Annotated in this window: 25 protein-coding genes; 16 read left to right on the plus strand and 9 right to left on the minus strand. The window is 68.1% G+C overall.

The genetic code is table 11. The features are described from left to right. The 6 genes from JWN21_RS10650 to JWN21_RS10675 all read right to left on the minus strand — a co-directional run. Window positions 1-1740: circularly permuted type 2 ATP-grasp protein (locus tag JWN21_RS10650; RefSeq protein WP_299649569.1), on the minus strand; the 1740-nt coding region annotated here is incomplete at its 3' end. Window positions 1741-1919: 179 nt separating this feature from the next. Next, window positions 1920-4382: a DNA ligase D gene (ligD, locus tag JWN21_RS10655; RefSeq protein WP_299649572.1), complete on the minus strand. Its 2463-nt coding sequence runs from the start codon at window positions 4380-4382 to the stop codon at window positions 1920-1922. Then, a complete protein-coding gene (locus JWN21_RS10660) occupies window positions 4375-5313 on the minus strand; it encodes a Ku protein (RefSeq protein WP_299649575.1) in 939 nt (312 codons plus the stop codon). The genes ligD and JWN21_RS10660 overlap by 8 nt, the downstream gene beginning before the upstream one ends. 81 nt (window positions 5314-5394) lie before the next feature. Further along, a complete protein-coding gene (gene arsC, locus JWN21_RS10665) occupies window positions 5395-5778 on the minus strand; it encodes an arsenate reductase (glutaredoxin) (RefSeq protein ID WP_299649578.1) in 384 nt (127 codons plus the stop codon). After that, window positions 5775-6434: an MIP/aquaporin family protein gene (locus JWN21_RS10670; protein ID WP_299649636.1), complete on the minus strand. Its 660-nt coding sequence runs from the start codon at window positions 6432-6434 to the stop codon at window positions 5775-5777. The genes arsC and JWN21_RS10670 overlap by 4 nt, the downstream gene beginning before the upstream one ends. 56 nt (window positions 6435-6490) lie before the next feature. After that, window positions 6491-6847 carry a helix-turn-helix transcriptional regulator gene (locus JWN21_RS10675; protein WP_299649581.1) on the minus strand — a complete coding sequence of 119 codons (357 nt, stop codon included), beginning with the start codon at window positions 6845-6847 and terminating at the stop codon, window positions 6491-6493. 64 nt (window positions 6848-6911) lie between these two features. Between JWN21_RS10675 and arsH the strand changes: the two genes are divergently transcribed. From arsH to JWN21_RS10695, 4 genes are all read left to right on the plus strand, one after another. Then, entirely contained in the window at window positions 6912-7604 is a 693-nt protein-coding gene (arsH, locus tag JWN21_RS10680; RefSeq protein WP_299649584.1) for an arsenical resistance protein ArsH, read from the plus strand. Between the two features lie 82 nt (window positions 7605-7686). Next, window positions 7687-8286 (plus strand): pyridoxamine 5'-phosphate oxidase, encoded by a 600-nt coding sequence (pdxH, locus tag JWN21_RS10685; protein ID WP_299649587.1) that lies wholly within the window; start codon window positions 7687-7689, stop codon window positions 8284-8286. Next, window positions 8283-9230: a cation diffusion facilitator family transporter gene (locus JWN21_RS10690; protein WP_299649590.1), complete on the plus strand. Its 948-nt coding sequence runs from the start codon at window positions 8283-8285 to the stop codon at window positions 9228-9230. The genes pdxH and JWN21_RS10690 overlap by 4 nt, the downstream gene beginning before the upstream one ends. 117 nt (window positions 9231-9347) lie before the next feature. Next, a complete protein-coding gene (locus JWN21_RS10695; protein ID WP_299649594.1) occupies window positions 9348-10151 on the plus strand; it encodes a PhzF family phenazine biosynthesis protein in 804 nt (267 codons plus the stop codon). 139 nt (window positions 10152-10290) lie between these two features. Here JWN21_RS10695 and JWN21_RS10700 read toward each other — a convergent pair whose 3' ends face one another. Further along, entirely contained in the window at window positions 10291-11370 is a 1080-nt protein-coding gene (locus JWN21_RS10700; protein WP_299649597.1) for a serine hydrolase, read from the minus strand. 25 nt (window positions 11371-11395) lie between these two features. Here JWN21_RS10700 and JWN21_RS10705 point away from each other — a divergent pair, with 25 nt between their 5' ends. Next, entirely contained in the window at window positions 11396-11737 is a 342-nt protein-coding gene (locus JWN21_RS10705) for a hypothetical protein (RefSeq protein ID WP_299649600.1), read from the plus strand. Between the two features lie 59 nt (window positions 11738-11796). On the opposite strand, the gene mnmA is transcribed toward JWN21_RS10705, so the two are convergent. Next, on the minus strand, window positions 11797-12966 hold the full coding sequence (gene mnmA, locus JWN21_RS10710) for a tRNA 2-thiouridine(34) synthase MnmA (RefSeq protein WP_299649603.1): 1170 nt from the start codon (window positions 12964-12966) through the stop codon (window positions 11797-11799). A 125-nt stretch (window positions 12967-13091) separates the two neighbouring features. On the opposite strand from mnmA, the gene JWN21_RS10715 reads away from it, so the two are divergent. The 4 genes from JWN21_RS10715 to JWN21_RS10730 all read left to right on the plus strand — a co-directional run bounded on the left by JWN21_RS10715 (window position 13092) and on the right by JWN21_RS10730 (window position 14423). After that, window positions 13092-13310 (plus strand): hypothetical protein, encoded by a 219-nt coding sequence (locus JWN21_RS10715; RefSeq protein WP_299649606.1) that lies wholly within the window; start codon window positions 13092-13094, stop codon window positions 13308-13310. Window positions 13311-13414: 104 nt separating this feature from the next. Then, complete coding sequence (locus JWN21_RS10720) at window positions 13415-13714, plus strand: DUF1153 domain-containing protein (RefSeq protein ID WP_299649609.1); 300 nt, start codon at window positions 13415-13417, stop codon at window positions 13712-13714. Window positions 13715-13819: 105 nt separating this feature from the next. Beyond that, entirely contained in the window at window positions 13820-14077 is a 258-nt protein-coding gene (locus tag JWN21_RS10725; RefSeq protein ID WP_299649639.1) for a GlsB/YeaQ/YmgE family stress response membrane protein, read from the plus strand. Window positions 14078-14150: 73 nt separating this feature from the next. Further along, window positions 14151-14423, plus strand: coding sequence for a GlsB/YeaQ/YmgE family stress response membrane protein (locus JWN21_RS10730; protein WP_299649642.1), 273 nt, complete (start codon window positions 14151-14153; stop codon window positions 14421-14423). A gap of 59 nt (window positions 14424-14482) precedes the next feature. On the opposite strand, the gene JWN21_RS10735 is transcribed toward JWN21_RS10730, so the two are convergent. Then, window positions 14483-15199 carry an SIMPL domain-containing protein gene (locus tag JWN21_RS10735; RefSeq protein WP_299649612.1) on the minus strand — a complete coding sequence of 239 codons (717 nt, stop codon included), beginning with the start codon at window positions 15197-15199 and terminating at the stop codon, window positions 14483-14485. Window positions 15200-15373: 174 nt separating this feature from the next. Here JWN21_RS10735 and JWN21_RS10740 point away from each other — a divergent pair, with 174 nt between their 5' ends. Genes JWN21_RS10740 through JWN21_RS10770 form a run of 7 tightly spaced genes read left to right on the plus strand, consistent with a single transcriptional unit; the run spans window position 15374 to window position 24690 of the window. Beyond that, complete coding sequence (locus tag JWN21_RS10740; RefSeq protein WP_299649615.1) at window positions 15374-16579, plus strand: efflux RND transporter periplasmic adaptor subunit; 1206 nt, start codon at window positions 15374-15376, stop codon at window positions 16577-16579. 1 nt (window position 16580) lies between these two features. Next, entirely contained in the window at window positions 16581-19805 is a 3225-nt protein-coding gene (locus JWN21_RS10745) for an efflux RND transporter permease subunit (RefSeq protein ID WP_299649617.1), read from the plus strand. A gap of 46 nt (window positions 19806-19851) precedes the next feature. Further along, a complete protein-coding gene (locus JWN21_RS10750; RefSeq protein WP_299649620.1) occupies window positions 19852-21117 on the plus strand; it encodes a DUF445 domain-containing protein in 1266 nt (421 codons plus the stop codon). A gap of 39 nt (window positions 21118-21156) precedes the next feature. After that, window positions 21157-22263 (plus strand): ABC transporter permease, encoded by a 1107-nt coding sequence (locus JWN21_RS10755; RefSeq protein ID WP_299649623.1) that lies wholly within the window; start codon window positions 21157-21159, stop codon window positions 22261-22263. Then, entirely contained in the window at window positions 22263-23135 is an 873-nt protein-coding gene (locus tag JWN21_RS10760; protein ID WP_299649626.1) for an ABC transporter ATP-binding protein, read from the plus strand. The genes JWN21_RS10755 and JWN21_RS10760 overlap by 1 nt, the downstream gene beginning before the upstream one ends. Further along, window positions 23135-24097 carry an MlaD family protein gene (locus JWN21_RS10765; protein WP_299649629.1) on the plus strand — a complete coding sequence of 321 codons (963 nt, stop codon included), beginning with the start codon at window positions 23135-23137 and terminating at the stop codon, window positions 24095-24097. The genes JWN21_RS10760 and JWN21_RS10765 overlap by 1 nt, the downstream gene beginning before the upstream one ends. Window positions 24098-24099: 2 nt before the next feature. Then, the gene (locus JWN21_RS10770) at window positions 24100-24690 is read left to right on the plus strand and encodes an ABC-type transport auxiliary lipoprotein family protein (RefSeq protein WP_299649632.1); all 591 of its coding nucleotides are present in this window, start codon (window positions 24100-24102) and stop codon (window positions 24688-24690) included. The last annotated feature ends 50 nt before the right edge of the window (window positions 24691-24740 follow it).

The raw sequence follows: 24740 nt of genomic DNA on the forward strand, positions 1-24740 counted from the left end.
CGGATGCGGCGCGGCGCCGGCGCCGACGATCAGCCCGACCAGCCGCCCGACGGTGGCGGGCGCCAGCGCCGCGCCGCCGTCCGCGTCGATCGAATGGCCGAGCAACAGGCGGATCGCGGCGAGCAGCGCCTCGCCACGTTCCAGATAGCGCCCAAGCCAGAAGAAGTTGTCGGCCACCCGGCTGGGCAGCGTGCCGGGGTTGCGGCGGATGTTGAGCGTATCGGCGGACGGCAGCAGCGACATGGGCGCCTGCGGCTCTTCGCCATGCACCGCGACATCGGCGGACCACATGCCCTCGCCGACCGCGATCGCGCGCGCGTCCGCGCCTTCACCAATGCGCGCGAACCCGCCCGGCAGCACGATCCAGCCGCCGTCCGCGCCACGCGTGGCGAACACGCGCAGCGTGAACGGGCGCGCGACCAACGCATCTTCCGCCACCACGGGCATGGTGGACAGGCGCACGACCTCCTGCCCGACATAATCCTGCGGTCGCCGCGCCATGTCCGCGAGCAGCGTAGCGCGACCTTCGGCGGTCAGCTCCGCCCCATGCACGGCGCGACCTGCCGGCAATCCCAGCGGAGGTGGCCCAAAGGCAGGCGCGATGACGAGCCGATCGAGGTCCCGGACGACGGCGTCGCATTCGCGCTGCTGGCCGCACCACCAGGTCGCGATGTTGGGAAGCCGCAGCGCCGCGCCGGTCAGTTCCTTTGCAAGGCCGGGCAGGAAGGCGGCAAAGGCGGGCGCCTCCAGCACGCCCGCACCCGGCGCGTTGGACAACACCAGGTTGCCCTCCGCCCAAGCGTCGATCAGGCCGGGAACGCCGATCTGGGAATGGCTGTCGAACGCGAGCGGATCGAGCAGGCGCGGATCGATCCGCCGCCACAGCGCATCGATGCGCTTCAGCCCGCAGATCGTGCGGACGTAGAGCTTGCCCTCCAGCGCGGCGAGGTCCGCGCCTTCGACCAGCAGGAAGCCGAGATAGCGGGCAAGATGCGCCTGCTCGGCGTAACTCGGACTGTAACGGCCCGGCGTCAGCAGCCCGATGCGCGGGTCGGTGCGCCGGCACAGCGCCGCGAGGCCTGCCCGCAAGGCGGCGAAGAACGGCGCATGCCGGTGGACGTTGAGGCGATCCTGCAGGCCGCCCAGGGTACGGCCGACCGCAAGCCGGTTTTCCAGCGCATAGCCCGCGCCGACGGGTGCGCGGAGGTGATCGGCAAGCACGCGCCATTCGCCATGGGGGCCGCGTGCGAGATCGAAGGCGACGAAATGGAGGTGGCGACCACCCGGCGGCTCCAGCCCGATCATGCCCCGCAGGAACAGCGGGCTACCGGCGACCAGCGCGGCGGGCAGGCTGCCGTTCGCTACGAGGGTTTGCGATCCGTGCAGGTCGGCGAGCACCGTCTCCAGCAACTCGGCGCGTTGCGCGATGCCGGCGGCGATGCCGTTCCACTCGGCGGCCCGGATGAGCAGCGGCACCGGGGACACGGGCCACAGCCGCTCCTCCGCCTCGCCGACGATCCGAAAGCCCAGACCGATGTCGGCGGCGTGGCGCCGGACGCGCTCGCGGGCGTGGCCAAGATCGTCCGACGCGACTGCGGCGAGCTCGGCGAGCATGGCGAGCCAGGCCGGGTCGTTGCTGGACGCGAGCACATCGTGTGCCGGCGCTCGGGTGCGATAGTCGGCGAGCCAGCGCGCGGCGTGGCTATGGGCGTCGAACACAGGGGCGGGAAGCGTCGCCATTGAGTGGGGTGGTCCACCATCGGGTGCTGCGATGCAACCTTTCCCTCCCCTTCAGGGGAGCGGGTGCCTGAGCGCAGCGAGGGCGGGAGAGGGGCAGTAGGCTACCGCCTGCCGGGTAACACTACCCCTCTCGCTCGTCGCTACGCGGCTCTCCCTCTCCCCTGGAGGGGAGAGGGAAGTTAGAGATCAGGCAGCACCTGGTCGGCGACGCCCCAGCCCTGCAAAGCGCGGCTGTTCACCCGCTTCAACAGCGCCGCGCCGTCGCGCACGCCGTAGCGCGCGGCGGTGTCGAGTGCGCGCAGTTCCGTCCAGCTCACCGGCGCGGCGACCGGCGCGCCTTCCCGAGCGCGGGCGGAGTAGGGCATGATCGCCGTCGCGCCGCGCCCGTTGCGCAGATAGTCGATGAAGATGCGGCCGACGCGCTTGGCCTTGGTCATCACCGCCACGAAGCGGTCGGGCTCCGCCTGCGCCAGCGCGCGCGCGAACCGCTCCGCGAAATCCCGCACCGCCGGCCACTCGGCCTGGGGGCGCAGCGGCACGACCACGTGGACGCCCTTGCCGCCCGACAGCAGCGGGAAACTGGCGAGGCCCAGCTCCGCGAGCTGATCGCGCAGGTACTCCGCCGCCCTCTTCGTTTCGTCGAAGCCAAGCCCCTCGTCGGGGTCGAGGTCGAACACCAGTCGGTCGGGCTTTTCGAGCGCGTCGACGCGGCTGCCCCAGCCGTGGAATTCGATTGTGCCCATCTGCACGCACGCCACCAGTCCGTCGGCGGAGTCGACGTACAGATAGTCCTCGTCACCGCCCTTTTCGCTGACCGCGACGTGGTGAACGTGATCGCCGAACGTGCCGGCGTCGTGCTTCTGGAAGAAGCACTTCTTGCCGCGCCCCTGCGGACAGCGGACCAGGCTTACCGGGCGGTGCCCGGCCCACGGCAACATAGCCGGGGCGATCATCTGGTAATAATCAGCGAGTTCGCCCTTGGTGACATCGGACTCCGGAAAGATAACGCGGTCGCGGCTCGACACCTTAACGGTAGATACCGGGGCAGCGGGCGCAGGTTCGGGCGTTTCCGCCACCACTTCGGCTGCGGGCTTGTCGCCACGCAGGCCCAGGAAGCTGGAATGGCGCAGCGCGCCGTCGGGCGTGACCTCGGCGTAGGCGATTTCCGCGACGAGCTGCGGCTTCACCCAGTGCGCACCGCGCACGGCAGCGCGGGGAGCGGCGACGGTTGGCTCCTTCTGCGCAAGCTTGGCGAGCCGCGCGGACAGGTCGTCCATCAGCCGCGCGTCGAAGCCGGTGCCGACCTTGCCGGCATAGGTCAGCCCGTCAGGCCCGTTGACGCCGAGCAGCAGCGCCCTGAAGCCGCGACCCTTGTCGGACGGCGTCCAGCCGACGATCACGAACTCCTGCCGGAGCGTGCACTTTGCCTTGAGCCACGATTTGGCGCGGCCGCCGCGATACGGCGCGTCGGCGCGCTTGGAGATGACGCCTTCCAGCCCTTCGGCGCACATTTTCGCCAACAGCGGTTCGCCCGGGCCAAGTACATGCTCCGCAAACAGGATGCGGTCCTCGCCGGCGGGGATCAGCGGGCGCAGGCGTTCCTTGCGCTCGACGGTTGTGAGGCCGGTCAGGTCGGCACCGTCGAGCTGAAGCAGGTCGAACGCGAACAGGGTCATGTCCCCGCCGTCTGCGATCGCGTTCTTGAGCGTCGAGAAGTCGGGTTTGCCATCCTTGAACGCGACGATCTCGCCGTCGATCAGCGCCGAGCGCACCGGCAGCGCGGCGGCGGCGTCGGCGATCCGTGAGAACTTGTCGGTCCAGTCGAGGCCCGAGCGGGTGTGGACCTTGGCCTTTCCGCCGCCGATTGCGATCAGCGCGCGGTAGCCGTCATATTTGACCTCGTGCAACCAGCCGGATCCGGCGGGGACGGTGTCGACGAGCGTGCAGAGCTGGGGTTCGGTGAAGGTTGGCGGTGGCAGCTTTCGACCAGAACTTCGCGCCTTTGGCTTAGACGCAGCTTGTGGCGCGGCTGCCGGTGGCTTCGCCGGCTTCATCGCCTTCGCCACCTTGCCCGCGGCGATCTCCTCCATCGTGCGGCCGGTGGCGACGCTCGTCAGTGCGGTCTCCACCAGCGTGTCGGTGCCGCCGGCGTGATCGTCCTCGATCTTGCGCAGTAGCCAGTTCTCGCCCTTCTCCTTCCCGCGCGGCTTCAATCGGATCATCATCCACTCGCCGCGCATCCGCTCACCGTCGAGGACGAGGTGCAGATGTCCTTCGGCAAGCGTCTTGCTCGGGTCCTTGCCCTTGACGGTGGTCCAGGTGCCGCGATCCCACAGCATCACCGTGCCGCCGCCATATTCGCCCTTGGGGATCGTGCCCTCGAACGTTGCGTAGGAGAGCGGGTGGTCCTCCGTCCTGACCGCCAGTCGTTTCTCGCCGGGATCGAGGCTGGGGCCGCGCGTCACCGCCCAGCTCTTCAGCACCCCGTCGAGTTCGAGCCGGAAATCCCAGTGCAGCCGCGAGGCGTCGTGCTTCTGAACCATGAAGCTGTTGCCGCGCGCCTTTGCCATCTCGCCGGCGGGCTCGGCGGTCTTCGCGAAATCGCGCTTGGCGTTGTATCTGGCGAGCGCGTCCTCAGGCACGTTTGCGCGCCGCCGGTTTCTTCGCGGATGCTGGCTCCGGCTCTGCCTTGGCGGCAGGCTTTTTCGCGGCCGGCTTCTTTGCAGGAGACTTCTTAGCCGGCGCGTCGGTATCGTTTGCAGCGCCGGTCGTGGTGCCCCCCCCGCCCTTCTCCATCGATTTCTTGAGCGCCGCCATCAGGTCGACGACGTTGCTGCCGGAGCGGCCGCCGCCGGTCTCCTTGTCCTCGATGATCTTCTTGCCGTTGGCCGCGCGCTTGCGCTCGACCAGCGCCTTGAGCGCATCGACATAGCGGTCGTGGAACTGTTGCGCGTCGAACGGCGCGGTCTTGCGGTCGATCAGCGCGGTGGCGAGGTCGAGCAGCTCGGCGTCGGGCTGCTGATCGGGAATTTCGCGGAAATAGTTCTGCGCCTTGTTGACCTCGTCGGCATAGCGCAACGTCTCCAGCACCATGCCGCGCCCGCATGGCTTCAGGCTGACGACATATTCACGGCCGCGCATCGACAGCTGGCCCAGGCCCACCTTCTTCGCGCGCCGCAGCGCCTCGCGCAGCACGATGAAAGCCTCCTCCGCCAGATCGTCGGCGGGGACGACGAAGTACGGTTTTTCGTAATACAGCACGTCGATCTCATGTGCGTCGACGAACTGGGTCAGCTCCAGCGTCTTCTTGCTCTCCAGCTTGACCGCGTCGATCTCGTCCTGGTCGAGGAGGACATATTCGCCCTTGGAGACCTCGTAACCCTTGACGATCTCGTCGACATCGACCGGGCCGACGCCGGTGACGACCTTCTCGTAATGGATCGGCTTGCCGGTTGGTTCGTGGATTTGCTTGAAGCTGATCGAAGCACCTGATTTGGTGGCGGAATAGATCTCGACCGGGATCGACACCAGGGCGAGCCGGATCTGTCCCTGCCAATACGCGCGCGCCGCCATGTCATGCCCTATCGTTGCGAAGGCGATTCAATCGTTGGCGAGGAGAGTCGTTCCGTGCGCCAGCTTGACGACCTCTCCATCCTACTTGGTGAAGGACTCCGGGCGACGGTCGAGCAGGTCCAACACCGCTCCGGAGGGCCGTGCCAGCTTCACGCCCAGAGGGGTGGCGACGATGGGGCGGTTCACGAGCATCGGGTGGGCGACCATCTGGAGCAGGATGTCTTCGTCCTGCACCGAGGGATCGAGCAGCCCGAGTTCGGCGGCGGGCGTGCCCTTCTCGCGCAGAATGTCGCGCGGCCGGAGCGCCATGGCGGCGAGTAGCTCGACCAGCTGCTCGCGGGTCCAGCCTGCTTTCAGATACTCGACCACCGTCGGCTTATAGCCAGCCGCGCGGACGATCCCGACGACGTTGCGCGAGGTTCCGCAGGCGGGATTGTGGAAGATCGTAATGGGAAAGTCGGTCAACGCGCAGGCTCCTGCCGAAACAGCCAAATGGATAATGTCACCGCGAGTGCGGCACCGGTGAGTTGCGCAGCGATGAACACCGGCACCGATGCGGGAGCGATGCCCGCGAACGTGTCGCTGAACGCGCGCGCGAGCGTCACCGCCGGATTGGCGAACGACGTCGATGCGGTGAACCAATAGGCGGCGGTGATGTAGAGCCCGACGATCGCCGGCGTCGCGTCGGGCCGGAACCGCAGCGCGCCGGAGATGGCGACGAGGAGGCCGAACGTCGCCACCGCTTCGGACCAGGCCTGAGCCGGGCCGTCGCGCAGCTTGGCCGAGACCTGCACCACCGGTTCACCAAACATCAGATGCGCCGCCCAAACACCCAGGATCGCACCGACGATCTGCATGCCGACATAGGCGGCCGCGATCCGTCCGCTCAGCTCGCGTCGCATGGCGAACGCCAGCGTCACGACCGGATTGAAATGCGCGCCGGAGAGCGGGCCGAAAATGGTGATGAGCACGACCAACCCCGCGCCTGTCGCGATCGTGTTGCCCAACAGCGCAATCGCCACATTGCCGCCGGCCAGGCGCTCGCCCATGATTCCCGAGCCGATTACGATCGCCAGCAGCAGCGCGGTGCCGAGCGCCTCCGCGACGAGGCGGCGCGGCAGATCGAACGGCTGCAACGGCGGCTCGAGGCTTGCTGACGGCTTGAGACTGGGCGATGTCACGACGGCATGCTCGCCGGCTGACAGCAGCCGCGCGCCACCACCGCCGCCAGCGGGGCGCAGATTTCGGGCGAACCCAGGCAGCAATCCTCGACCAGATAGCCGAGCAGCGTCGCCATGCGGTTATACTCCGCACTGTAGATGATCGATCGACCCGCGCGCCGGGACGTCACCAGCCCCGCACGACTCAATATCATGAGGTTGGCCGACAGCGAGTTCGGCGGCACGCCCAGCTGGCGCGCGATCTCGCCAGCAGCGATCCCTCCGCTCCCAGCTCGGACCAGCATACGGAACACCGCCAGACGACCTTCGTGCGCGAGCGCCCCCAGCGCATCGGCGGCTTGTCGGCTTTCCATTATTCTACTTTAGTGGAAATATCAGTGCTTGCCAATCGGCGGACCGACTCCAAACGAGGATTGCATGAACGACCTTCCCGCCCTGTCGACCGAGTGCGTCGATCGCCCTGTCTTCGAAAGGCTGCACCACATCCCGCCCGCGACCCATCCACCTCGCTTCCTGCTGCTCTACGGCTCGTTGCGCGAGCGCAGCTTCAGTCGTCTGCTGATCGAGGAGGCCGACCGGCTGCTGCGCCACATGGGCGCGGAGACAAGGATCTACGATCCGCGTGGTCTTCCGCAGCCCGACGACGCGGCGCCGGCTCATCCCAAGGTAGCCGAGCTTCGCGCGCTGTCCCTGTGGTCGGAGGGGCATGTCTGGTGCTCTCCCGAGCGTCACGGCGCGATGACGGGCATCTTTAAAAGTCAGATCGACTGGCTGCCGCTGGAGAGCGGCGGCGTTCGGCCCACTCAGGGGCGAACGCTGGCGGTGTGCCAGGTCAATGCCGGCTCGCAATCGTTCAACACGGTCAACCAGCTCCGCGTCCTGGGTCGGTGGATGCGGATGATCACCATTCCCAACCAGTCGTCCGTCGCCAAGGCCTATGACGAGTTCGACGAGGACGGACGGATGAAGCGATCGGACTATTACGCGCGGCTCGTCGATGTCATGGAGGAGCTGGTCAAGTTCACGCTGCTCACGCGGGGCAACGCCGACTATCTCGTCGATCGGTATAGCGAGCGCGTCGCTCTCGAAAGGTCGGTCCTGCGACTATGATCGCGGGCCGGCGCGATCTGGCCTGCCCCGGCGCCTGCCGCGCTATGGAAACTCGGGCTACCCCGGTTTATAGGTCGACGAGATGACCGATCCCTTCGCCCTGTTCGACACGTGGTTCGCGGAGGCACGCGCGAGCGAGCTCAACGACCCGAACGCGATGGCGCTGGCGACGGCGGACGCGAGCGGCCGACCGTCTGCACGTATGGTGCTGTTGAAAAGCCATGGCTCGGACGGGTTTGTGTTCTACACCAACCGCGAGGGTCGCAAGGCGGCCGACCTCGATGCGAACCCACAGGCGGCGTTGCTGTTTCACTGGAAATCGTTGCGACGGCAAATCCGCATCGAGGGAGCGGTGAATCTCGCGACGAACACCGAGTCCGATGCGTATTTCGCGTCGCGATCGCGCGATTCCCAGCTCGGCGCCTGGGCGTCGGATCAGTCGCGGCCGCTCGATGCGCGCGCGACGTTCGAACGCCGCGTGGCCGACGCGGCAGCGCGGTTCGAGGGGCAGCCGGTGCCGCGACCGGCGCATTGGGGCGGGTATCGCATCGTCCCCGACACGATCGAGTTCTGGCAGGATCGCGAAGCGCGCCTACATGAGCGCCGCGTCTTCACCCGTGCTGGTGACCCCGGCTCTGGGGCCGGGGCAGGCGGCTGGACCGAAGGGTTGCTCTACCCATGACCCTCGACGAACGTCGCCGCATCATACCACTCGCGATCCGCGCCGCGCTGGCGAGCGTCGGCGTCGCGCTGTTCCTGCTCGCGCTGAAGAGCTGGGCGGCATGGCATACCGGCTCGGTGGCGATGCTGGGCAGCCTGGCCGATACCGGGCTCGACCTGCTCGCCAGCCTCGTGACGCTGTACGGCGTCAAGCTGGCGGCGGAGCCCGCCGATCACGACCATCGCTTTGGTCATGGCAAGGCGGAGGCGCTGGCGGCGCTGTTCCAGGTCGCGCTGATCACCGCGTCGGCGGTGGCGATCGGCGTGCGTGCGGTGCGGGCGATCGGCGCGGACGCCCAACCGCAGGACGCGGAGTTCGGGATCGGCGTGTCGCTGGTCGCCATCGTCGCGACCGGCGCACTGCTCTGGTATCAGCGCACCGTGATCCGGCGCACGGGATCGGTCGCGATTCTGGCCGACAACGTCCACTATCAGTCGGACGTGCTGCTGAACGGCGCAGTGATCGTGGCGCTAGCGCTGGATCAGTTGATCGGCTGGCGCTGGGCGGATCCGGTGTTCGGCATCCTGATCGCGCTTTGGCTGGCCTGGAACGCGATCCGCGCCTCATCCAACGCGGTCGACATGCTGATGGACAAGGAATGGCCGGAAACGCAGCGCGCGGCCTTTCTGGACGTCGCCGCTCGCCAACCGGGGCTGAAGGGCATCCACGATTTCCGCACGCGCCGCGCCGGCAGCCACGACTTCGCGCAGTTCCACATGGAGGTGGACGCGCGCCTGACCGTCCACGACGCGCATCACATCGTCGAAAACGTCGAGGCGGCGCTGAAGCGCGCCTTTCCCAAGGTCGAGACGCTGATCCACCTCGATCCGGAGGGTCATGTCGACACGGACAACCCGCTGGTGGAGGCGGAGGTGACGCCGCATTGGTTTGGGAAGCGGGTGTGATGCGCTGCGGTGCTCCCCTGCCGCTTTGCGGGAGGGACTGGGGGAGGGCAGGTCCGTGGCGATGGACCGTGACAGTCCCTCGCCTAACCCGTCGCGCGGGCGGAAGGGGAAACTGACATGAGAATACCCTTCGCGCAGATCGATGCCTTTGCCGATGCACCCTTCACGGGCAATCCGGCGGCGGTAATGCCGCTGACAGCGTGGCTGGACGACGCGACGCTGCAGGCGATCGCGGCGGAGAACAACCTGTCCGAGACGGCGTTTTTGGTGTCGGATGGAGTGGCTGCGGATTTCGCGTTGCGCTGGTTCACGCCGGCCGCGGAAGTGGCGCTGTGCGGGCATGCGACACTAGCGGCGGGGCATTTCGTGTTGTCGTCGGGAGATGCGCGGACGCGAGTGACGTTCGCGACCCGGCAGGCGGGCGTGTTGGAAGTGGCGCGGGTGGACGCTGGCTACACGCTGGCGCTGCCCGCCTGGACGCCGGCGGCGAAGGACCTGGGCGATGTCGCGGCGACGTTGGGCGTGGCCGATCCGGTGGCGACGCTGTGGCACGACAAGGGCTATGCGCTGATCGTCGCGGCTGACGCCCATGCGGTGCGCGCGCTCGATCCCTCCCCCGCCGCATTGGCGACGCTCGAGCCGATGGTGGCGGTGATCACCGCGCCGGGCGATGCAGACTCGGCGAGCGACATCGTCAGCCGCGTGTTCACGCCGGGGTTCGGCATCCATGAGGACCCGGTGACCGGGTCCGCGCACGCCGTCGCGGTGCCCTATTGGGCGGAGCGGCTTGGGCGGACGCGGTTCAATGCGTTCCAGGCGAGCGCGCGCGGCGGGCGGTTGAGCTGTTCGCTGGAGGACAATCGCGTGGTGCTCGGCGGCGCGTGCGTGACGGTGATCGAGGGCACGTTCCTGTTGCCGTGAGATCCTCCCCGTTTACGGGGAGGTGGCAGCCGCGCAGCGGCTGACGAAGGGGACTCTCGACGGGCGGCTCGCTCGCGGCCCGCCCCCTCCACCACGCCACTGCGCGGCGCGGTCCCCCTCCCCGTGAAGGGGGAGGATTTCAGCGCCTATCGAAGCCGGCCACCACCTGCCCTAGCGTCCTGACCAGCGGACCGCGTTCGCCATCGGGCGTATGCCCCAGCCGCACCACCACGACACCGCGACCCGGCCCGCTGTCGGGGCTGGCGATGACGTACTGCCCCAGATGCCCGACCATCGACACCGCCGTCGCCGGACCGGTGCCGGGGAACAGCACGGGGGCGTCGCTGCCGGGGCGGTTGAGCCAGGTCTGGCCGCCATATTCGGGGTTCGCGGACGGCGCCTTCAGGAACGCGAGCCAGCCGGGCGCGATCACCGCCCGGCCTTCGCGGCTGCGGCCGTCGAGGAGGAGCATCCCCATCCGGCCCCAGTCGTCGAGCGTCATATGGATCAGCGACCCGCCGATCTGCGTCCCCGCGCCGTCGAACTCCAGCACCGCACTGGTCACGCCGGCGGGGCCGAACAGCCGCTCCTGCGCGAACCGCTGGTACGCAGAGGCGCGCACGCGCGGTTCGCGCGAGGGGGTGAGCGCGCGGGCGACGATCTCCGACAGGATGATCGTGGTCAGCGAGCTGTATTCAAACGCCTCGCCCGGCTTGCTCTCCAGTGGCTGCGCGATGGCGTAGGCGGCCATCGCGTTCGTGCCGCTGACGAACAGCGCCTGGTTGGTGTCCGAGTTCTCGACCGGCGTGCCGACCTCGATATGGCGCAGGCCCGATCGCATCTGCAGCAACTGGCGCAAGGTGATCGCCGCCTTGGGCGTGCCGCGCCACTCCGCGACCGGGGCGGGCGCATCGAGTTGCAGCCGCCCGTCGGTGACGAGCGCGCCGATCAGCATCGCGGTGACGGTCTTCGCCATCGACCAGCTGATGAAGCGGGTCTGGTCGGAATAGCCTGGTCCGTAGGCTTTCAACACACGGCAGCCATCGGCGAGCACGAGCATCGCGCGCGTTTCGCCTTGATCGCGCAACAGCGTGCGCACCGGTTCTGCACTGCGCGACGCATCGACGCCAAGGCAGCGGGACTCAAAGAAGGGCGTCGTCGACGACGGCGCGTCGCCGGCTGCGAGTACGAGCGGAAGCAGGGCAAGCTTGCGGATCACGGCATCCACGATACGGTGTCGGGCGATGCTGGCAAGACGCTCAATCCTTCTCGCGCTCGCCGCGATTCTGCTGACGGCGGCGCTGGCCGCGTGGCTCTACGTCCGCTCCCTCACCCCGCAACTCCAGCTCGGCGTCGGCTATGCGGCTCGCGTCGCGTGCGCGTGCCGGTTCATCGGCAATCGGCCGCTGGCGCAGTGCCGGACGGACTTCGAGGCGGGGATGGAGCCGATCCGGCTGACGGAGGATGCCGCGAGGAAGAGCGTCACCGCGTACGTGCCGCTGATCGCGAGCCGGACCGCGACGCTCGACCCGGTGCTGGGTTGCCAGCCGGAGAGATTCCGAGGGGCGGCGCGGGAGGTTCGCTGAGTTCCCCTCCCGCTTGCGGAAGGGACACGGCCGAGTTCCCCTCCCGCCTGCGGGAGGGGCTAGGGAAGGGCCTGTTCGGGAACGACGCCGCTTGTCACAAGCCCTCCCCCAGCCCCTCCCGCGAGCGGGAGGGGAGTGCTCGCCACCGTCTCCGCAATCCAGCCGCCGCCCAGCACGCGGTCGCCATCGTACAGTACCGCCGCCTGCCCGGGCGCGACGCCGTACTCCGGCTGATCGAACACCAACATCTCGCCGTCGAATCGCGCCGGCACCGGCTTGGCGAGGCTGCGCACCTTCGCGGTCAACCGACCGGACCAGTCCCCGAGCCGGTTGACCCCGCTCAGCCGCGCCGCCTCCACTGCCAGCGCCCGCCTGGGCCCCACCACCACGCGGCGCGACTCGGGTTCGAGGCGGATTACGTACAGCGGCTCGCCCCCTCCCCCGCCCAGCGTCAGCCCGCGACGCTGGCCGACGGTGTAGTGGATCAGGCCGGGGTGCTCGCCCAGCGTGCGGCCTTCGAGGTCGACGATCGCGCCCGCGCTGTCCGCCTCCGGGCGCAGCTTGCGGACGAGCGCGGCGTAATCGCCGTCCGGAACGAAGCAGATGTCCTGGCTGTCCGCCTTGCCGGCGACGCCCAGCCCCAGCTCGGCCGCGATCTCGCGCACCCGCGCCTTTGGTAGCGAGCCCAGCGGGAAGCGAAGATAGCCGAGCTGTTCCGCCGTGGTGGCGAACAGGAAATAGCTCTGGTCACGCGCTGGGTCGGCCCCGCGGTGCAGCTCGGAGCCGTTGCGGCCCTCGACCCTGCGGACGTAATGACCGGTCGCCAGGCAGTCCGCCCCCAACTCCCGCGCCAAGCCCAGCAGATCGGTGAACTTCGGCCCCATGTTGCACTGGACGCACGGGATCGGCGTGCGGCCGGCAAGGTACTCGTCGGCGAAACGGTCGATCACCGTTTCGCGAAAGCGCGTCTCGTGATCGAAGACATAATGCGCGATGCCGAGCCGGTCGCACACCGCGCGCGCGTCGCGGATGTCGCGCCCTGCGCAGCAGGAACCGGCGCGGCCGACCGCCTCGCCATGATCATAAAGTTGCAACGTGACGCCGATCGTCTCCGCGCCCGTCTGCGCCGCCAGCGCCGCGACGACGGACGAATCCACGCCCCCCGACATCGCCACCACGATGCGTTTGCCGGCCAGATCCGGGCCAAGCTGAAAATCCGCGGCGTCCACAGCGTCGACACATAAGGCACAACCCACGTTAGGGAAGGTCAACGAAGCCTTGCGTTCGGTTTTACCCGCCCTTCACGACGGCCGGTCTACCGCGACGGTCCCCTACATGGACTCGTCGCAAACTCTTGGATCTTCACTTCTCCTTTGATCGCGCTTGCGAGGTCACCGTCCTGCCGCACGATCTGGCGGTGCTGATGGTCGGCGTCGCGCAGCGTCAGGCGGCGAGCGCGACCGCGTTGGCGCAGGCGGGGCTGTATGTGGCGGACCCGGTGCTGTTCCGCCCGCTCCACGGCGCGTTCAACGGCCCCATGGCTGCGACGTATCGCCGGTGGAAGGAACCATGAAGACGCCGTTTACCGAGGCGTTTCAGCCGATCTTCAAGCGCGGCAAGTATCTGCCGTCTTCAACGACACACGATGGGGCCATCGCCCCCAAGGGTTTTTAGCTGATGATGGAACACCAGAAAATCCGCCCCGCCAAGGTGATCGGGCCGCTCGGCGAGTCGCTGACGCTCGACTCCTTGCCGCCGCCACAGACCACGCGGTGGGTCGTGCGCCGCAAGGCGGAGGTGGTGGCGGCCGTGAATGGCGGGCTGTTGTCGGTCGATGAAGTGTGTGAGCGCTACAACCTCACGGTGGAAGAGTTCGCCGGCTGGCAGCGCGCGATCGATCGCTCGGGGATGCCGGGCCTGCGCGTCACCCGCATCCAGCATTATCGCTCGCTGTACGAGCGCCAGCACAAGTATTGAGGTCGCGGCAAGGTATTCGTTGTCGAAGCGGAACAGAAACGCCACTTCGCGAGTCTTGCTCTTCAACACCGGCGCGTTCTGGCCGGGTAACGGAGGGCGAACATGATCAACTTTCTCATCTGGCTGGTCGTTGGCGGCGTGGTCGGCTGGCTCGCCAGCATCATCATGAAGACCGATGCGCAGCAGGGCATCTTTCTGAACGTCATCGTCGGCATCGTCGGCGCCTTCATTGCCGGTCTGGTCGTCAGCGGCGGCTCGATCAACAACGCACCGCTGAACATCACGTCGTTCCTGGTGTCGCTGGTCGGCGCCGTCGTGCTGCTCGCGATCGTCAACCTGGTCCGCCGCGGCCGGGTTCGCTGATCGGCTGAGACGCGTTTGAACAAACCCGTGTCGAGAGATCGGCGCGGGTTTTTCACGGGAGGAAGACATCATGATGTGGCTTCTCATGGTCCTCATCGTCGGAGGACTCGTCGGCTGGCTCGCCAGCATCGTCATGCGGACGGATGCGCAACAGGGTATTCCCCTGAACATCGTCGTCGGCATCGTCGGGTCGTTCATCGGCAACGGCGTCCTCGGGTTCCTGTTCCCGGGCTCGGACACGCTGGGTAGCTGGCCGCCAAGCATCGGCGCGGTCCTTGCCGCGTTTGTCGGCGCGATCATCCTGCTGGCGATCGTCAACCTGGTTCGGCGCGGCCGGGTCCGCTGATCGGCTGACCCAGTCCCGACAAGGCCCGCGCAGGGGTGACCTGCGCGGGTTTTTTGGCGTCAGTCGAGCAGGAACCGGACCTGCACGGATACGCTCAATTCCGCTTCTCCGGCGGCTATCTCGGTACGTGCATCGGCGGCTGCGATCCGGGCATATACGACCGGTGGACGCGGCCCGCCCGAGCTGACGCCGGCTTCCGCGATCGAGATGATCCGCCGCACCCGCAGCCCCGCTGCTTGCGCGTAGAGTTCGGCGCGGGCGCGGGCGATCTTGATTGCCTCCGTGCGCGCCTCGTCCAGCGCCGCGTCGGGCTGATCCACCGTCAGGCTCGGCCCGTCGATCTGATTTGCGCCCGCCGCTACCAGCGCGTCCAGAATGCCGCCTGCACGGGCGACGTCGCGGAAGCGGATGGCGACGGTGTTGGTCGCCTGATAGCCGGTGATCTGCGGCGGTTGGTTCTCCACATAGCGATATTGCGGACTCAATCCGACGTTCGCCGTCGCGATGTCGCGCGGCTGCACGCCGGCGCGGCGCAGTGCCGCCAGCACGCGGCTCATCGCGCTCGCCTGGTCGGCCAGCGCAGCGGCGGCGGTGACGGCCTGGGTCACGACGCCTGCGCGGATCGTCGCCACGTCTGGTACGCGTGAGACGCGGCCCTGCGCGCTGACGTCCAGCACCGTGCCGGCGACCGGCACCATCTGCACCCCCGGCTCTGCCTGGGCAAAGGCGGCGGCGGGCGTCAGCGCCAGCAGCGCCAGGAAGGTGCTCATACGCATGCGAATTCCCCTTCTTTATCGGATGTCTGGCTTCGCGCCTGCCTTCACCAACCGCAACCCACGCTGAACGATCCTGCGCGCCCGTTCCGCGAGCTCTTGAGTGAAGTGATATATTCTTCTAATACACATGGCGAAGAGCGGCGCGGTCGCGCGGCAGAGGCTGTTGGCGAGCGCATGGATCACGAGTCGGGACAGATCGGGCAGGAACGGCTGGCGTTGGACGGCGCGGTCGCGAAACCGCGGCGCGGACGGCGGATCGCGGTGATCGCGGCAGTGCTGGCGGTTCTGCTGGGGATGTACGTGGTCTTCGGTCGGGGCGGCGACAAACCGGCGGCCGAGCGTGGACCTGGAGCCGAGCAGGCTCCGCCTGTCACCGTGATGGCGCCAGGCCGGCAGACGGTCGACCGCGTCATCACCGCCAACGGCTCGCTCGCCGCACGTCGCGAGCTGCCGGTCGGCGTCGCCGGCGAGGGCGGGCGCGTGACGCGCGTGCTGGTCGACCCGGGCCAGTGGGTCAGCGCAGGGCAGGTGCTCGCCACCGTCGACCGATCGGTACAGATGCAGACCGCCGACAGCCTGTCCGCGCAGATTCGGGTAGCACAGGCCGATGCCAACCTTGCGCAGGCACAGCTGACCCGTGCGCAGGCGCTGGTGGCGAACGGCTTCGTCAGCCGCGCCGATATCGAAACGCGCACCGCCGCGCGAGATGCCGCCGCCGCCCGCGTCCGTGTAGCGCAGGCGCAACTGGGGCAGCAGCGTGCTTCCACCAGCCGACTCGACATCCGTGCCCCCGCCGCCGGTCTGGTGCTGACCCGACAGGTGGAGCCGGGGCAGATCGTTAGCGCCGGCTCGGGCGTGCTGTTCCGGATGGCGCAGGGCGGCGAGATGGAGATGCGCGCCGCCTTGTCCGAGGCCGATCTGGCGGGGCTGCGCGCCGGCGCCCGCGCCAGCGTGACCCCGGTCGGGACGGAGGCCAAGTTCGCCGGTCAGGTCTGGCAGGTCTCGCCCGTGATCGACCCGCAGACGCGCCAGGGCGTGGCGCGCATCGCGCTGCCCTACAACGTCGCGCTGCGCCCCGGCGGCTTTGCGACCGCGTGGATCGTCGCCGGCGCCAGCACGGTGCCGATGCTGCCCGAATCGGCGGTGCAGAGCGATCGGGCGGGCAATTACGTCTACATCGTCGATGCCGGCGACAAGGCGGTGAAGCGCGTGGTCAGGACCGGCGGCGTGACCGATCAGGGTGTCTCCATCCTGGACGGGCTGACCGGCACCGAGCGGGTGGTGGTCGCCGCCGGTGCGTTCCTGTCGCCCGGTCAGAAGGTCAAGCCGCTGATGCAGGTCCGAACGGGCGCGTCGGCCCCCGCAACCAAGGCGAGCTGACATGAGCTTTCGCAACATCTCCGCTTGGTCGATCCGAAATCCGGTCGTGCCGATCGTGCTGTTCCTGGCGGTGACGATCGCCGGGATCATCAGCTTCATGCGGCTGGATGTGAATCAGAACCCCGACATCGACTTCCCGGTCGCCTATGTCTCGATCAGCCAGCCGGGTGCGTCGCCGACCGAGCTGGAGACGCAGGTCACCAAGCGGGTCGAAGCGGCCGCGCGCAGCGTGCAGGGCGTCGACGAGCTGCGCTCGACCGTGCAGGAGGGCTCCACCAACACCGTCCTTCAGCTCAAGATCGGCGCGGATATCGATCGCGCCGTCGACGATCTGCGCAATGCGATCCAGCAGATCCGCTCCAACCTGCCCGACGGCATCCTGGAGCCGCAGATCGGCCGCGTCGACACTACCGAAAACGACATCGCCAATTTTTCCGCCACCACCAGCGACATGACGATCGAGCAGCTGAGCTGGTACATCGATGACACGGTCACCAAGGAGCTGCTGTCGATCGCCGGCATGGGCGGGATCGAGCGCAACGGCGGCGTCAGTCGCGAGATCCGCGTCATCCTTGATCCCGTAAAGCTGCAATCGCTGGGGCTGACCGCACCACAGATCAACGCGCAGCTGCGCCAGACGAACCTGAACGCCACCGGTGGCCGCGCGCGCATCGCGGGCACCGAGCAGTCGGTTCGCGTCTTGGGCAATGCGACGGACGTGTGGGCGCTGGGCAACACGCTGATTAGCGTCGGCCAGGGCCGCACCGTCCGCTTGCGCGACATCGCCGACGTGCGCGACGGCTTCGCCGAACAGCGTTCGCGGGCGGCGATGGACGGCAAGCAGGTCGTCTCGTTCGATTTCAAGCGGACCAAGGGGGCATCGGACGTGACCGTGTTCCATGAGGCCGAAAAGAAGCTCGAAGCGCTGGAAAAGCGCAACCCGCGGGTCAAGTTCACGCTGTTGTCGACCAGCGTCAAGGATACCGAGATCGCCTATGAGGGCGCGCTTGAGGCGATGATCGAGGGCGCAGTGCTCGCGGTATTCGTCGTGTTCCTGTTCCTGCGCGATTGGCGCGCGACCGCCATCTCCGCGCTTGCGATCCCGTTGTCGGCGATCCCCACCTTCTTCTTCATGGAGCTGATGGGGTTCAGCCTCAATCAGATGACGCTGCTGGCGCTCAGCCTGGTGGCGGGTGTGCTGGTGGACGATGCGATCGTCGAGATCGAGAACATCGTCCGGCACATGAAGATGGGCAAGACCGCCTATCAGGCGTCGATCGACGCCGCCGATGAGATCGGGCTGGCGGTGCTTGCCACGACCATGGCGATCGTCGCGGTGTTCATGCCGGTGTCGGTGATGCCGGGCATCTCGGGGCAGTTCTTCAAGAATTTCGGGCTCACCGTCGTCGCGGCGGTGCTGATGAGCCTCGCGGTCGCGCGGCTGATCACGCCGATGGTCGCCGCCTATATGCTCAAGAGCCACGGCCATGCCGATTATCAGGACGGGCCGGTCATGCGCTTCTACATGCGCACGCTGCGCTGGACGGTGGACATCAGCCGCTTCCGTGCGGCGAAGGCACGGGCGCGGACCTGGCTCGGCCGCCGCGCGGCTCGCTTTCTCGATCATCGCGTCTGGGTAATGGGGATCGCGGCGCTGTGCCTCGTCGCGACCGTGATGATCTTCCAGGCGCTGCCGCAGCAGTTCCAGCCGCCGCAGGACGACGACCGCTCCACGGTCATCGTCACGCTGCCGCCCGGCTCCACGCTGTTGCAGACCGAAGCGGTCGTCACCCGCGTGGCGGAGATGCTGAAGCGGCGCGAGGACATGGTGGTGTCCGTCTATCAGCGCGCCTTTACCGGCAACGGCCGCGTCACCGCGACGCTCACTCCCGATCGCAAGATGACGAGCGTCGAATTCGAGCGTTCGATGGCCCCCAGCCTGGCGGCGATCCCCGATGCCCGCGTCTCGTTTCAGAACAGTTCCGGCTGGGGCGGGCCGAGCCGCGACATCACGCTGGTGTTCGGCGGCGATGACCCCGGCCAGTTGCAGGCGACCGCCGACAAGATTGTCGCCGAGATGCAGGGCATGCGCCAGCTGCAAAGCCCGCGCACCGAGGGCGGGTTGCAGCGACCGGAAATTGTGATCCGACCGCGCATGGACCTGGCTGCCGATCTCGGCATCACCACCGCCGCGCTCTCGAACGCGATCCGCGTCGCCACGATTGGCGACGTCGACCAGAACTCCGCGCGTTACTCACTGTCCGACCGGCAGATCCCGATCCGCGTCACCTTCTCCGAACAGGCGCGCGAGCGGCTGGCCAATATCGAGAACCTGGCAGTGCCGACGCAGTCGGGCGGGTCCGTCCCGCTCAAGGTCGTCGCCGACATCGGCTTTGGCGCGGGTGCAACCCAGATCGACCGGATATCGCAGCAACGCCAGCTGACGGTCGGGGCGGACCTCGCGCCTGGGATCATCGAAAGCGAGGCGCTCAAGGAGATCAACAAGCTGCCGACCGTCGCCAACCTGCCGATCGGGATTTCCCGACTGACGGTCGGCCAGTCCAAGGCGCAGCAGGAATTGATCACCAATATCGTCGTCGCGGTGTTCGCCGGCTTCTTCCTGCTCTTCGCGGTGCTGGTGCTGCTGTACCGCCGCTTCCTGCCGCCGTTCGTCAACCTCGGCTCACTGTTCCTGGCGCCGCTGGGTGCGTGCATCGCGCTGTGGATCGCCGGCATGCCGGTGTCGATGCCGGTCTATATCGGCCTGCTGATGCTGCTCGGGATCGTCGCCAAGAACTCGATCCTGCTGGTCGACTTCGCGCTGGAGGAGATGAGCAAGGGCGTGCGCCGGCTCGACGCGATCCTTGACGCCGGGCACAAGCGCGCGCAGCCGATCGTGATGACCACCGTCGCGATGGTGGCGGGCATGATCCCGACCGCGCTGTCGCTGACCGGCGACAGCTCGTTCCGCGCACCGATGAGCGTCACGGTGATGGGCGGGCTGATCCTGTCCACGGTGCTGACGCTGCTGATCGTGCCGTCTAGCTTCAGCCTGGCGCTGGGCGTCGAGCGGGCGATCGGGGCCAAGCTGGGCCGCCGCCTGCTGACCTATCGCCCCGGCGACGACGGCTCGCCGGTGATCGATGGCCCCGTGCCTCGCCCCGCGCTTGCCGGACAGGGGGGACGGCTGGGGTTCGATCCCGACGCGACCCGACCGGCGGAGTAGTCATCAGGCTTGTGAACTTCCCCGCGCCCCGCTCATTGTCGCCGTTATGAGTATCCGCTCCCGAGCCGGTTTTGACGCCCCGCCGCCGGGACTGGTGCGGATGCGCATGGTCGCGACAGGACTCCTGTTGGCGATGGCTGCAGTCTATCTGGTCAGCCGCCAACTGACCGATCTCCACCCGGCCTGGGGCTTCGTGCGCGCGTTCGCGGAGGCCGGGATGGTCGGCGGCATGGCGGACTGGTTCGCGGTCACCGCGCTGTTCCGCCATCCGCTTGGGCTTCCCATCCCGCACACCGCGATCGTACCCCAGAACAAGGACCGCATCGGGGACCAGCTGGCGAGCTTCCTGCGCGAGAATTTCCTGGTCACCGCCGTGATCGCCCGGCGCACGCGCAACCTGGACGTAGCGGGCGCGGTCGCGCATTGGCTCACCGACCCGGCGGAGGCCGCCGGCGGCCGGTTTCGCGCCGGCGCGTCCAAACTGGTGGCGCAGGTGCTGGAGGCACTCGACCCTCAGCGGCTGGGCGGGATGCTCAAGGCGGCGGCCGCCAACCGCTTGCGCGAAACGGCCGTGGCGCCGATCGCCGGCCAGCTGCTGAAGGCGGCGATGGCGGAGAACCGGCACAAGCCGCTGCTCGACGCCGCCATCGTCTGGGCAGGCAAGGCGCTGGCCGACAATGATCACCTGATCCGCCAGATCGTCCACGACAAGGCGGGGACAGTGCTGCGCTGGACCGGACTGGACGAGACCATCGCCAACCGGTTGATCGACGGGATCGCCAAGCTGCTGACCGAGATGCGCGAGGACCCTCGGCACCCGCTGCGCGTGCGCGCGGAGAACGGGCTCGACATCCTCGCCTGGGACCTGCGCTTCGATCCCGAGACGGGCGCGCGCGTCGAACGGCTTAAGTCGGAACTGATCGACAATCCCGCGTTGCAGCGGTTCCTCGACGGGTTGTGGGAGGCCGCGCGCGCGGGGCTGCTGGGGATCGCGCGCGACCCCGAGCGGGCGATGCGCGGCCGGCTGGGCGACGTGCTGCGCCAGCTCGGCGAGACGTTGCAGAACGACCGGCGGCTCGCGCGGACGATCAACCGGTTCGTCCGTCGCGCCGCGGTCGGTGTCGCTGCCGACTATGGCGACGGCATCGTTCGACTGGTGTCAGAGACGGTGCAGAGCTGGGACACACAGACCATCACCCGCCGGCTGGAGAACGCGGTCGGCAAGGACCTGCAATATATCCGCGTCAACGGCACGCTGGTCGGCGGGCTGGTGGGGCTGGTGATCCACGGCGTGGACGTGGCGCTCGGCTAGGCTTGCTCCCTGCGGCGGGATGCCCCAAGGGAACGACCAATGAGCGTCATGGCCGATTTCGAGCAGATCAGCGCGGACGGCGGCACGCTCCGCTTTCGCGGCGACCTGTTGCTCGCCCGGCTGAACGGGCTGCCCGATCGGCTCGACGCGGTTGGTGGACCGGTCAAGCGCATTGATCTGTCGGCTGTCGACCGTATCGACACGGTCGGGGCCTGGCTGGTGCATCGCTTTGCCACGAAGCACAATGCGCAGGTCGCGGGGCTGGACGACGATAGTCAGCAGCTGTTCGACCAGGTGGTGCGCGCCGAACAGCCGGTCGTCACCCGCGCGACGCCACCCAACAGCCTGACCCGGCTGGCTGCCGAAGTCGGCGCGGCGGTGGTGACCACCGGGCGTACGTTGTTCGGTCTGCTCGGCTTTCTGGGCGCGACCACGATCGCCTTCGGCAACGTCATCCGCCATCCTAGCCGGTTTCGCTTCAACGCCACCGTCCAGCGGTTCGAGGTGGTCGGCGTGTCGGCGCTGGGCATCATCGGGCTGATGAGCTTTCTCATCGGCATGGTGATCGCGCAGCAGGGCGCGGTGCAGCTGCGCCAGTTCGGCGCGGAGGTGTTCACGATCAATCTCGTCGGACGGCTGACGCTGCGTGAGATGGGCGTGCTGATGACCGCGATCATGGTCGCGGGGCGCTCCGGTTCTGCATTCGCGGCGCAGCTCGGCACCATGAAGCTGACCGAAGAGATCGACGCGATGCGCACGATCGGCGTCTCGCCGATGGAGGCGCTGGTGGTGCCGCGCACGCTTGCCGCGATCCTGATGATGCCGTTGCTCGGCTTCTACGCCTCGGTGCTGGCGTTGATCGGCGGGGGGCTGTTGACTTGGGTGACGCTGGGCATTCCGCCCGTCACCTTCGTTCAGCGGCTGCGCGAGGTGGTGCCGATCACCGACCTGTATATCGGCCTGATCAAGGCGCCTGTGTTCGGGGCCATCATCGCGATCGCCGGATGCTTCCAGGGCATGCAGGTCGAAGGCGACGCGGAACAGGTTGGCAGCCGCACCACCGCGGCGGTGGTGCAGGCGATCTTCCTCGTCATCGTGCTCGACGCGTTCTTTGCGGTGTTCTTCACCTGGGTGGGGTGGAACTGATGGCTTCCATCCCTTCACGTCGGCGCAAGGACGATGCGATCATCTCGGTGCGCGGCCTGCGCAACGGCTTTGGCGAACAGATCGTCCACGACGGTCTCGACCTTGAGGTCCGGCGTGGTGAGATCCTCGGCGTGGTCGGCGGCTCCGGCACGGGCAAGTCGGTGCTGATGCGCTCGATCATCGGCCTGCAGCCGCCGCTGGCGGGCGAGGTGACGGTGTTCGGCGAGGAGACGCTGGACCGCGAGGAACTGGAGACGATCGACATCCGCAAGCGCTGGGGCGTGCTGTTCCAGGGCGGCGCGCTATTCTCGACGCTGACGGTGGCAGAGAATGTCGAAGTCCCGCTGCGCGAATTCTATCCCGAGCTGAAGCAGTCGCTGCTCGACGAGATCGCGGCTTACAAGGTCGTCATGACCGGCCTGCCGCCCGAGGCCGGGCCGAAATACCCGGCGGAGCTTTCCGGTGGCATGAAGAAGCGCGCGGGCCTGGCGCGCGCGCTGGCGCTCGACCCGGAACTGCTCTTCCTGGACGAGCCGACCGCCGGCCTCGACCCGATCGGCGCGGCCGCGTTCGACGAGCTGATCCGGGGGCTGCAGAACACGCTCGGCCTGACTGTATTCCTGATCACGCACGATCTCGACACGCTGTACGCGATCTGTGACCGGGTCGCGGTGCTGGCGGACAAGAAGGTCATCGCCGTCGGCACGATCGACGAGCTGCTGGCGCTGGATCACCCGTGGATCCAGGAGTATTTCCGGGGTCCGCGGGGTCGCGCGGCGGTGGCGAGCGTAGAACATAACCAGGCGACGGACACGCGTCCGACCGCCACGAACACCAGCTCGGTCGTCCCCGCGCAGATAGAGGCACGCTGATGGAAACCCGCTCCAACCACGTCCTGGTCGGCACCGTGGTGCTGATCCTGCTCGCCGTGCTGGCGCTGTTCACCGTGTGGTTGGCGCGGCTCGGCACCGCGTCGGAGAAGGAATACGACATCTTCTTCAACCAGGCGGTCGACGGCGTCGCAAAGGGCTCTGCGGTCACCTATGCCGGCGTGCCGTCAGGGCAGGTGAAGGACATCGAGATCTACAGGCCCGATCCGCAGTTCGTGCGGGTGCGGATCGCGATCGATCCCAAGACGCCAATCCTGCAGGGTACCTTCGCGACCGTGCAGGCGAGCTTTACCGGCACCAGCACGGTGACGCTGGACGGGGGCATCCGGGGCCGGCCGGAGCTTGCGTGCCCAGGCGGCGACAAGGGACCGGGCTGTCGCTACGGCGTCCCGGAGATCCCGCCCAAGGCGGGCGGCTTCGGCGCCATCCTCGCTTCCGCGCCGCAGCTGCTGGAGCGCCTGTCGAGCCTGACGGAGCGGCTGACGATCCTGTTGGGCGATCGCAACCAGGTCTCGATCGCGGGTATCCTCAACAACACCAGCCGCCTGACCGACGCGCTCGCCGATCGCGGGCCGGAGATCGCCGCGACGATGGCGCAGACGCGTATCGCCATCCAGCAGGCAGGCGATGCCAGCCAGAAGATCGGCGAGCTCGCGGCCACAACCAACGGCGTGCTGGCCGACGAGATCCGGCCGACGGTGCGAAATCTGAACCGCACCATCGATGCGGCGCGGCAAAGCGCGGAAACGCTGAACCAGACGATTGGCGAGGCCCGGCCGGGGCTGCAGACCTTCTCGCGTCAGACAATCCCCGAGGCGAACCAGCTGGTGTACGACCTGCGCCAGACGGCGGCGGCATTGTCGTCGGTCGCCGAAAAGGTTGATCGCGGTGGGGCCACCTCGCTGATCGGCTCGTCGAAACTCCCCGATTACAAGGGCAAGTGATCATGACCCGCTTCCTCGCTCGCCTTCCGGTCCTCGGCGCCGCGCTGCCGCTGGCGGCCTGCTTCAGCTTCGGTGCCAAGCCGCCGCCTTCACTGCTGACCTTGACCGCCGCCACACCGATCACGGTCGGGCAGGCGCAGAGTTCAGCTTCGGCGCGGGCGATCGTGGTGGCGGTGCCGACCACACCGGCCGCGCTGGCGGCGCTGCGCGTGCCGGTCCAGACTACCCCGACCGAGATCGCCTATGTCGAGAACGCGCAGTGGGTGGAGCCCCCTGCCCGTCTGTTCGCGCGGCTGCTCGCGGACACGCTTACGGCCGGCGGCACGGTCGTGCTGACGGGCGTGCAGTCGGTCGACAGCCCGGCGGGGTCGTTACGTGGCGAGCTGCGTCAATTCGGCTTCGACGCCACCGCGCGCACCGCCGTCGTCACCTTCGACGCGCTGTTGACACGCGGCGGTGGCACGACGGTCGAGAAGCGCCGGTTCGAGGTGGCGGTCCCGGTGGCGGCGATCGACGCGGCGACGGCCGGAATCGCGCTGAACGACGCGGCGAACCAGGTGGCGGCGCAGGTCGCGGGGTGGGCCGCTCGATAGGGGCGGAGCATCCAGCCCCCTGAAGGTTTCGCTGCCCTACAGGCGACCAA

The sequence above is a fragment of the Sphingomonas bacterium genome (genome assembly GCF_028292945.1).
In the GTDB taxonomy this organism is placed as follows: domain Bacteria; phylum Pseudomonadota; class Alphaproteobacteria; order Sphingomonadales; family Sphingomonadaceae; genus Sphingomonas.

Coding starts and splice junctions, on each gene's coding strand:
- JWN21_RS10660 (WP_299649575.1), bottom strand. CDS start 5,313: ATGGCGGCGCGCGCGTATTGGCAGGGACAGATCCGGCTCGCCCTGGTG.
- JWN21_RS10675 (WP_299649581.1), bottom strand. CDS start 6,847: ATGGAAAGCCGACAAGCCGCCGATGCGCTGGGGGCGCTCGCGCACGAA.
- arsH (WP_299649584.1), top strand. CDS start 6,912: ATGAACGACCTTCCCGCCCTGTCGACCGAGTGCGTCGATCGCCCTGTC.
- pdxH (WP_299649587.1), top strand. CDS start 7,687: ATGACCGATCCCTTCGCCCTGTTCGACACGTGGTTCGCGGAGGCACGC.
- JWN21_RS10690 (WP_299649590.1), top strand. CDS start 8,283: ATGACCCTCGACGAACGTCGCCGCATCATACCACTCGCGATCCGCGCC.
- JWN21_RS10695 (WP_299649594.1), top strand. CDS start 9,348: ATGAGAATACCCTTCGCGCAGATCGATGCCTTTGCCGATGCACCCTTC.
- JWN21_RS10705 (WP_299649600.1), top strand. CDS start 11,396: ATGCTGGCAAGACGCTCAATCCTTCTCGCGCTCGCCGCGATTCTGCTG.
- JWN21_RS10720 (WP_299649609.1), top strand. CDS start 13,415: ATGATGGAACACCAGAAAATCCGCCCCGCCAAGGTGATCGGGCCGCTC.
- JWN21_RS10730 (WP_299649642.1), top strand. CDS start 14,151: ATGTGGCTTCTCATGGTCCTCATCGTCGGAGGACTCGTCGGCTGGCTC.
- JWN21_RS10735 (WP_299649612.1), bottom strand. CDS start 15,199: ATGCGTATGAGCACCTTCCTGGCGCTGCTGGCGCTGACGCCCGCCGCC.
- JWN21_RS10740 (WP_299649615.1), top strand. CDS start 15,374: ATGGATCACGAGTCGGGACAGATCGGGCAGGAACGGCTGGCGTTGGAC.
- JWN21_RS10745 (WP_299649617.1), top strand. CDS start 16,581: ATGAGCTTTCGCAACATCTCCGCTTGGTCGATCCGAAATCCGGTCGTG.
- JWN21_RS10750 (WP_299649620.1), top strand. CDS start 19,852: ATGAGTATCCGCTCCCGAGCCGGTTTTGACGCCCCGCCGCCGGGACTG.
- JWN21_RS10755 (WP_299649623.1), top strand. CDS start 21,157: ATGAGCGTCATGGCCGATTTCGAGCAGATCAGCGCGGACGGCGGCACG.
- JWN21_RS10760 (WP_299649626.1), top strand. CDS start 22,263: ATGGCTTCCATCCCTTCACGTCGGCGCAAGGACGATGCGATCATCTCG.
- JWN21_RS10765 (WP_299649629.1), top strand. CDS start 23,135: ATGGAAACCCGCTCCAACCACGTCCTGGTCGGCACCGTGGTGCTGATC.
- JWN21_RS10770 (WP_299649632.1), top strand. CDS start 24,100: ATGACCCGCTTCCTCGCTCGCCTTCCGGTCCTCGGCGCCGCGCTGCCG.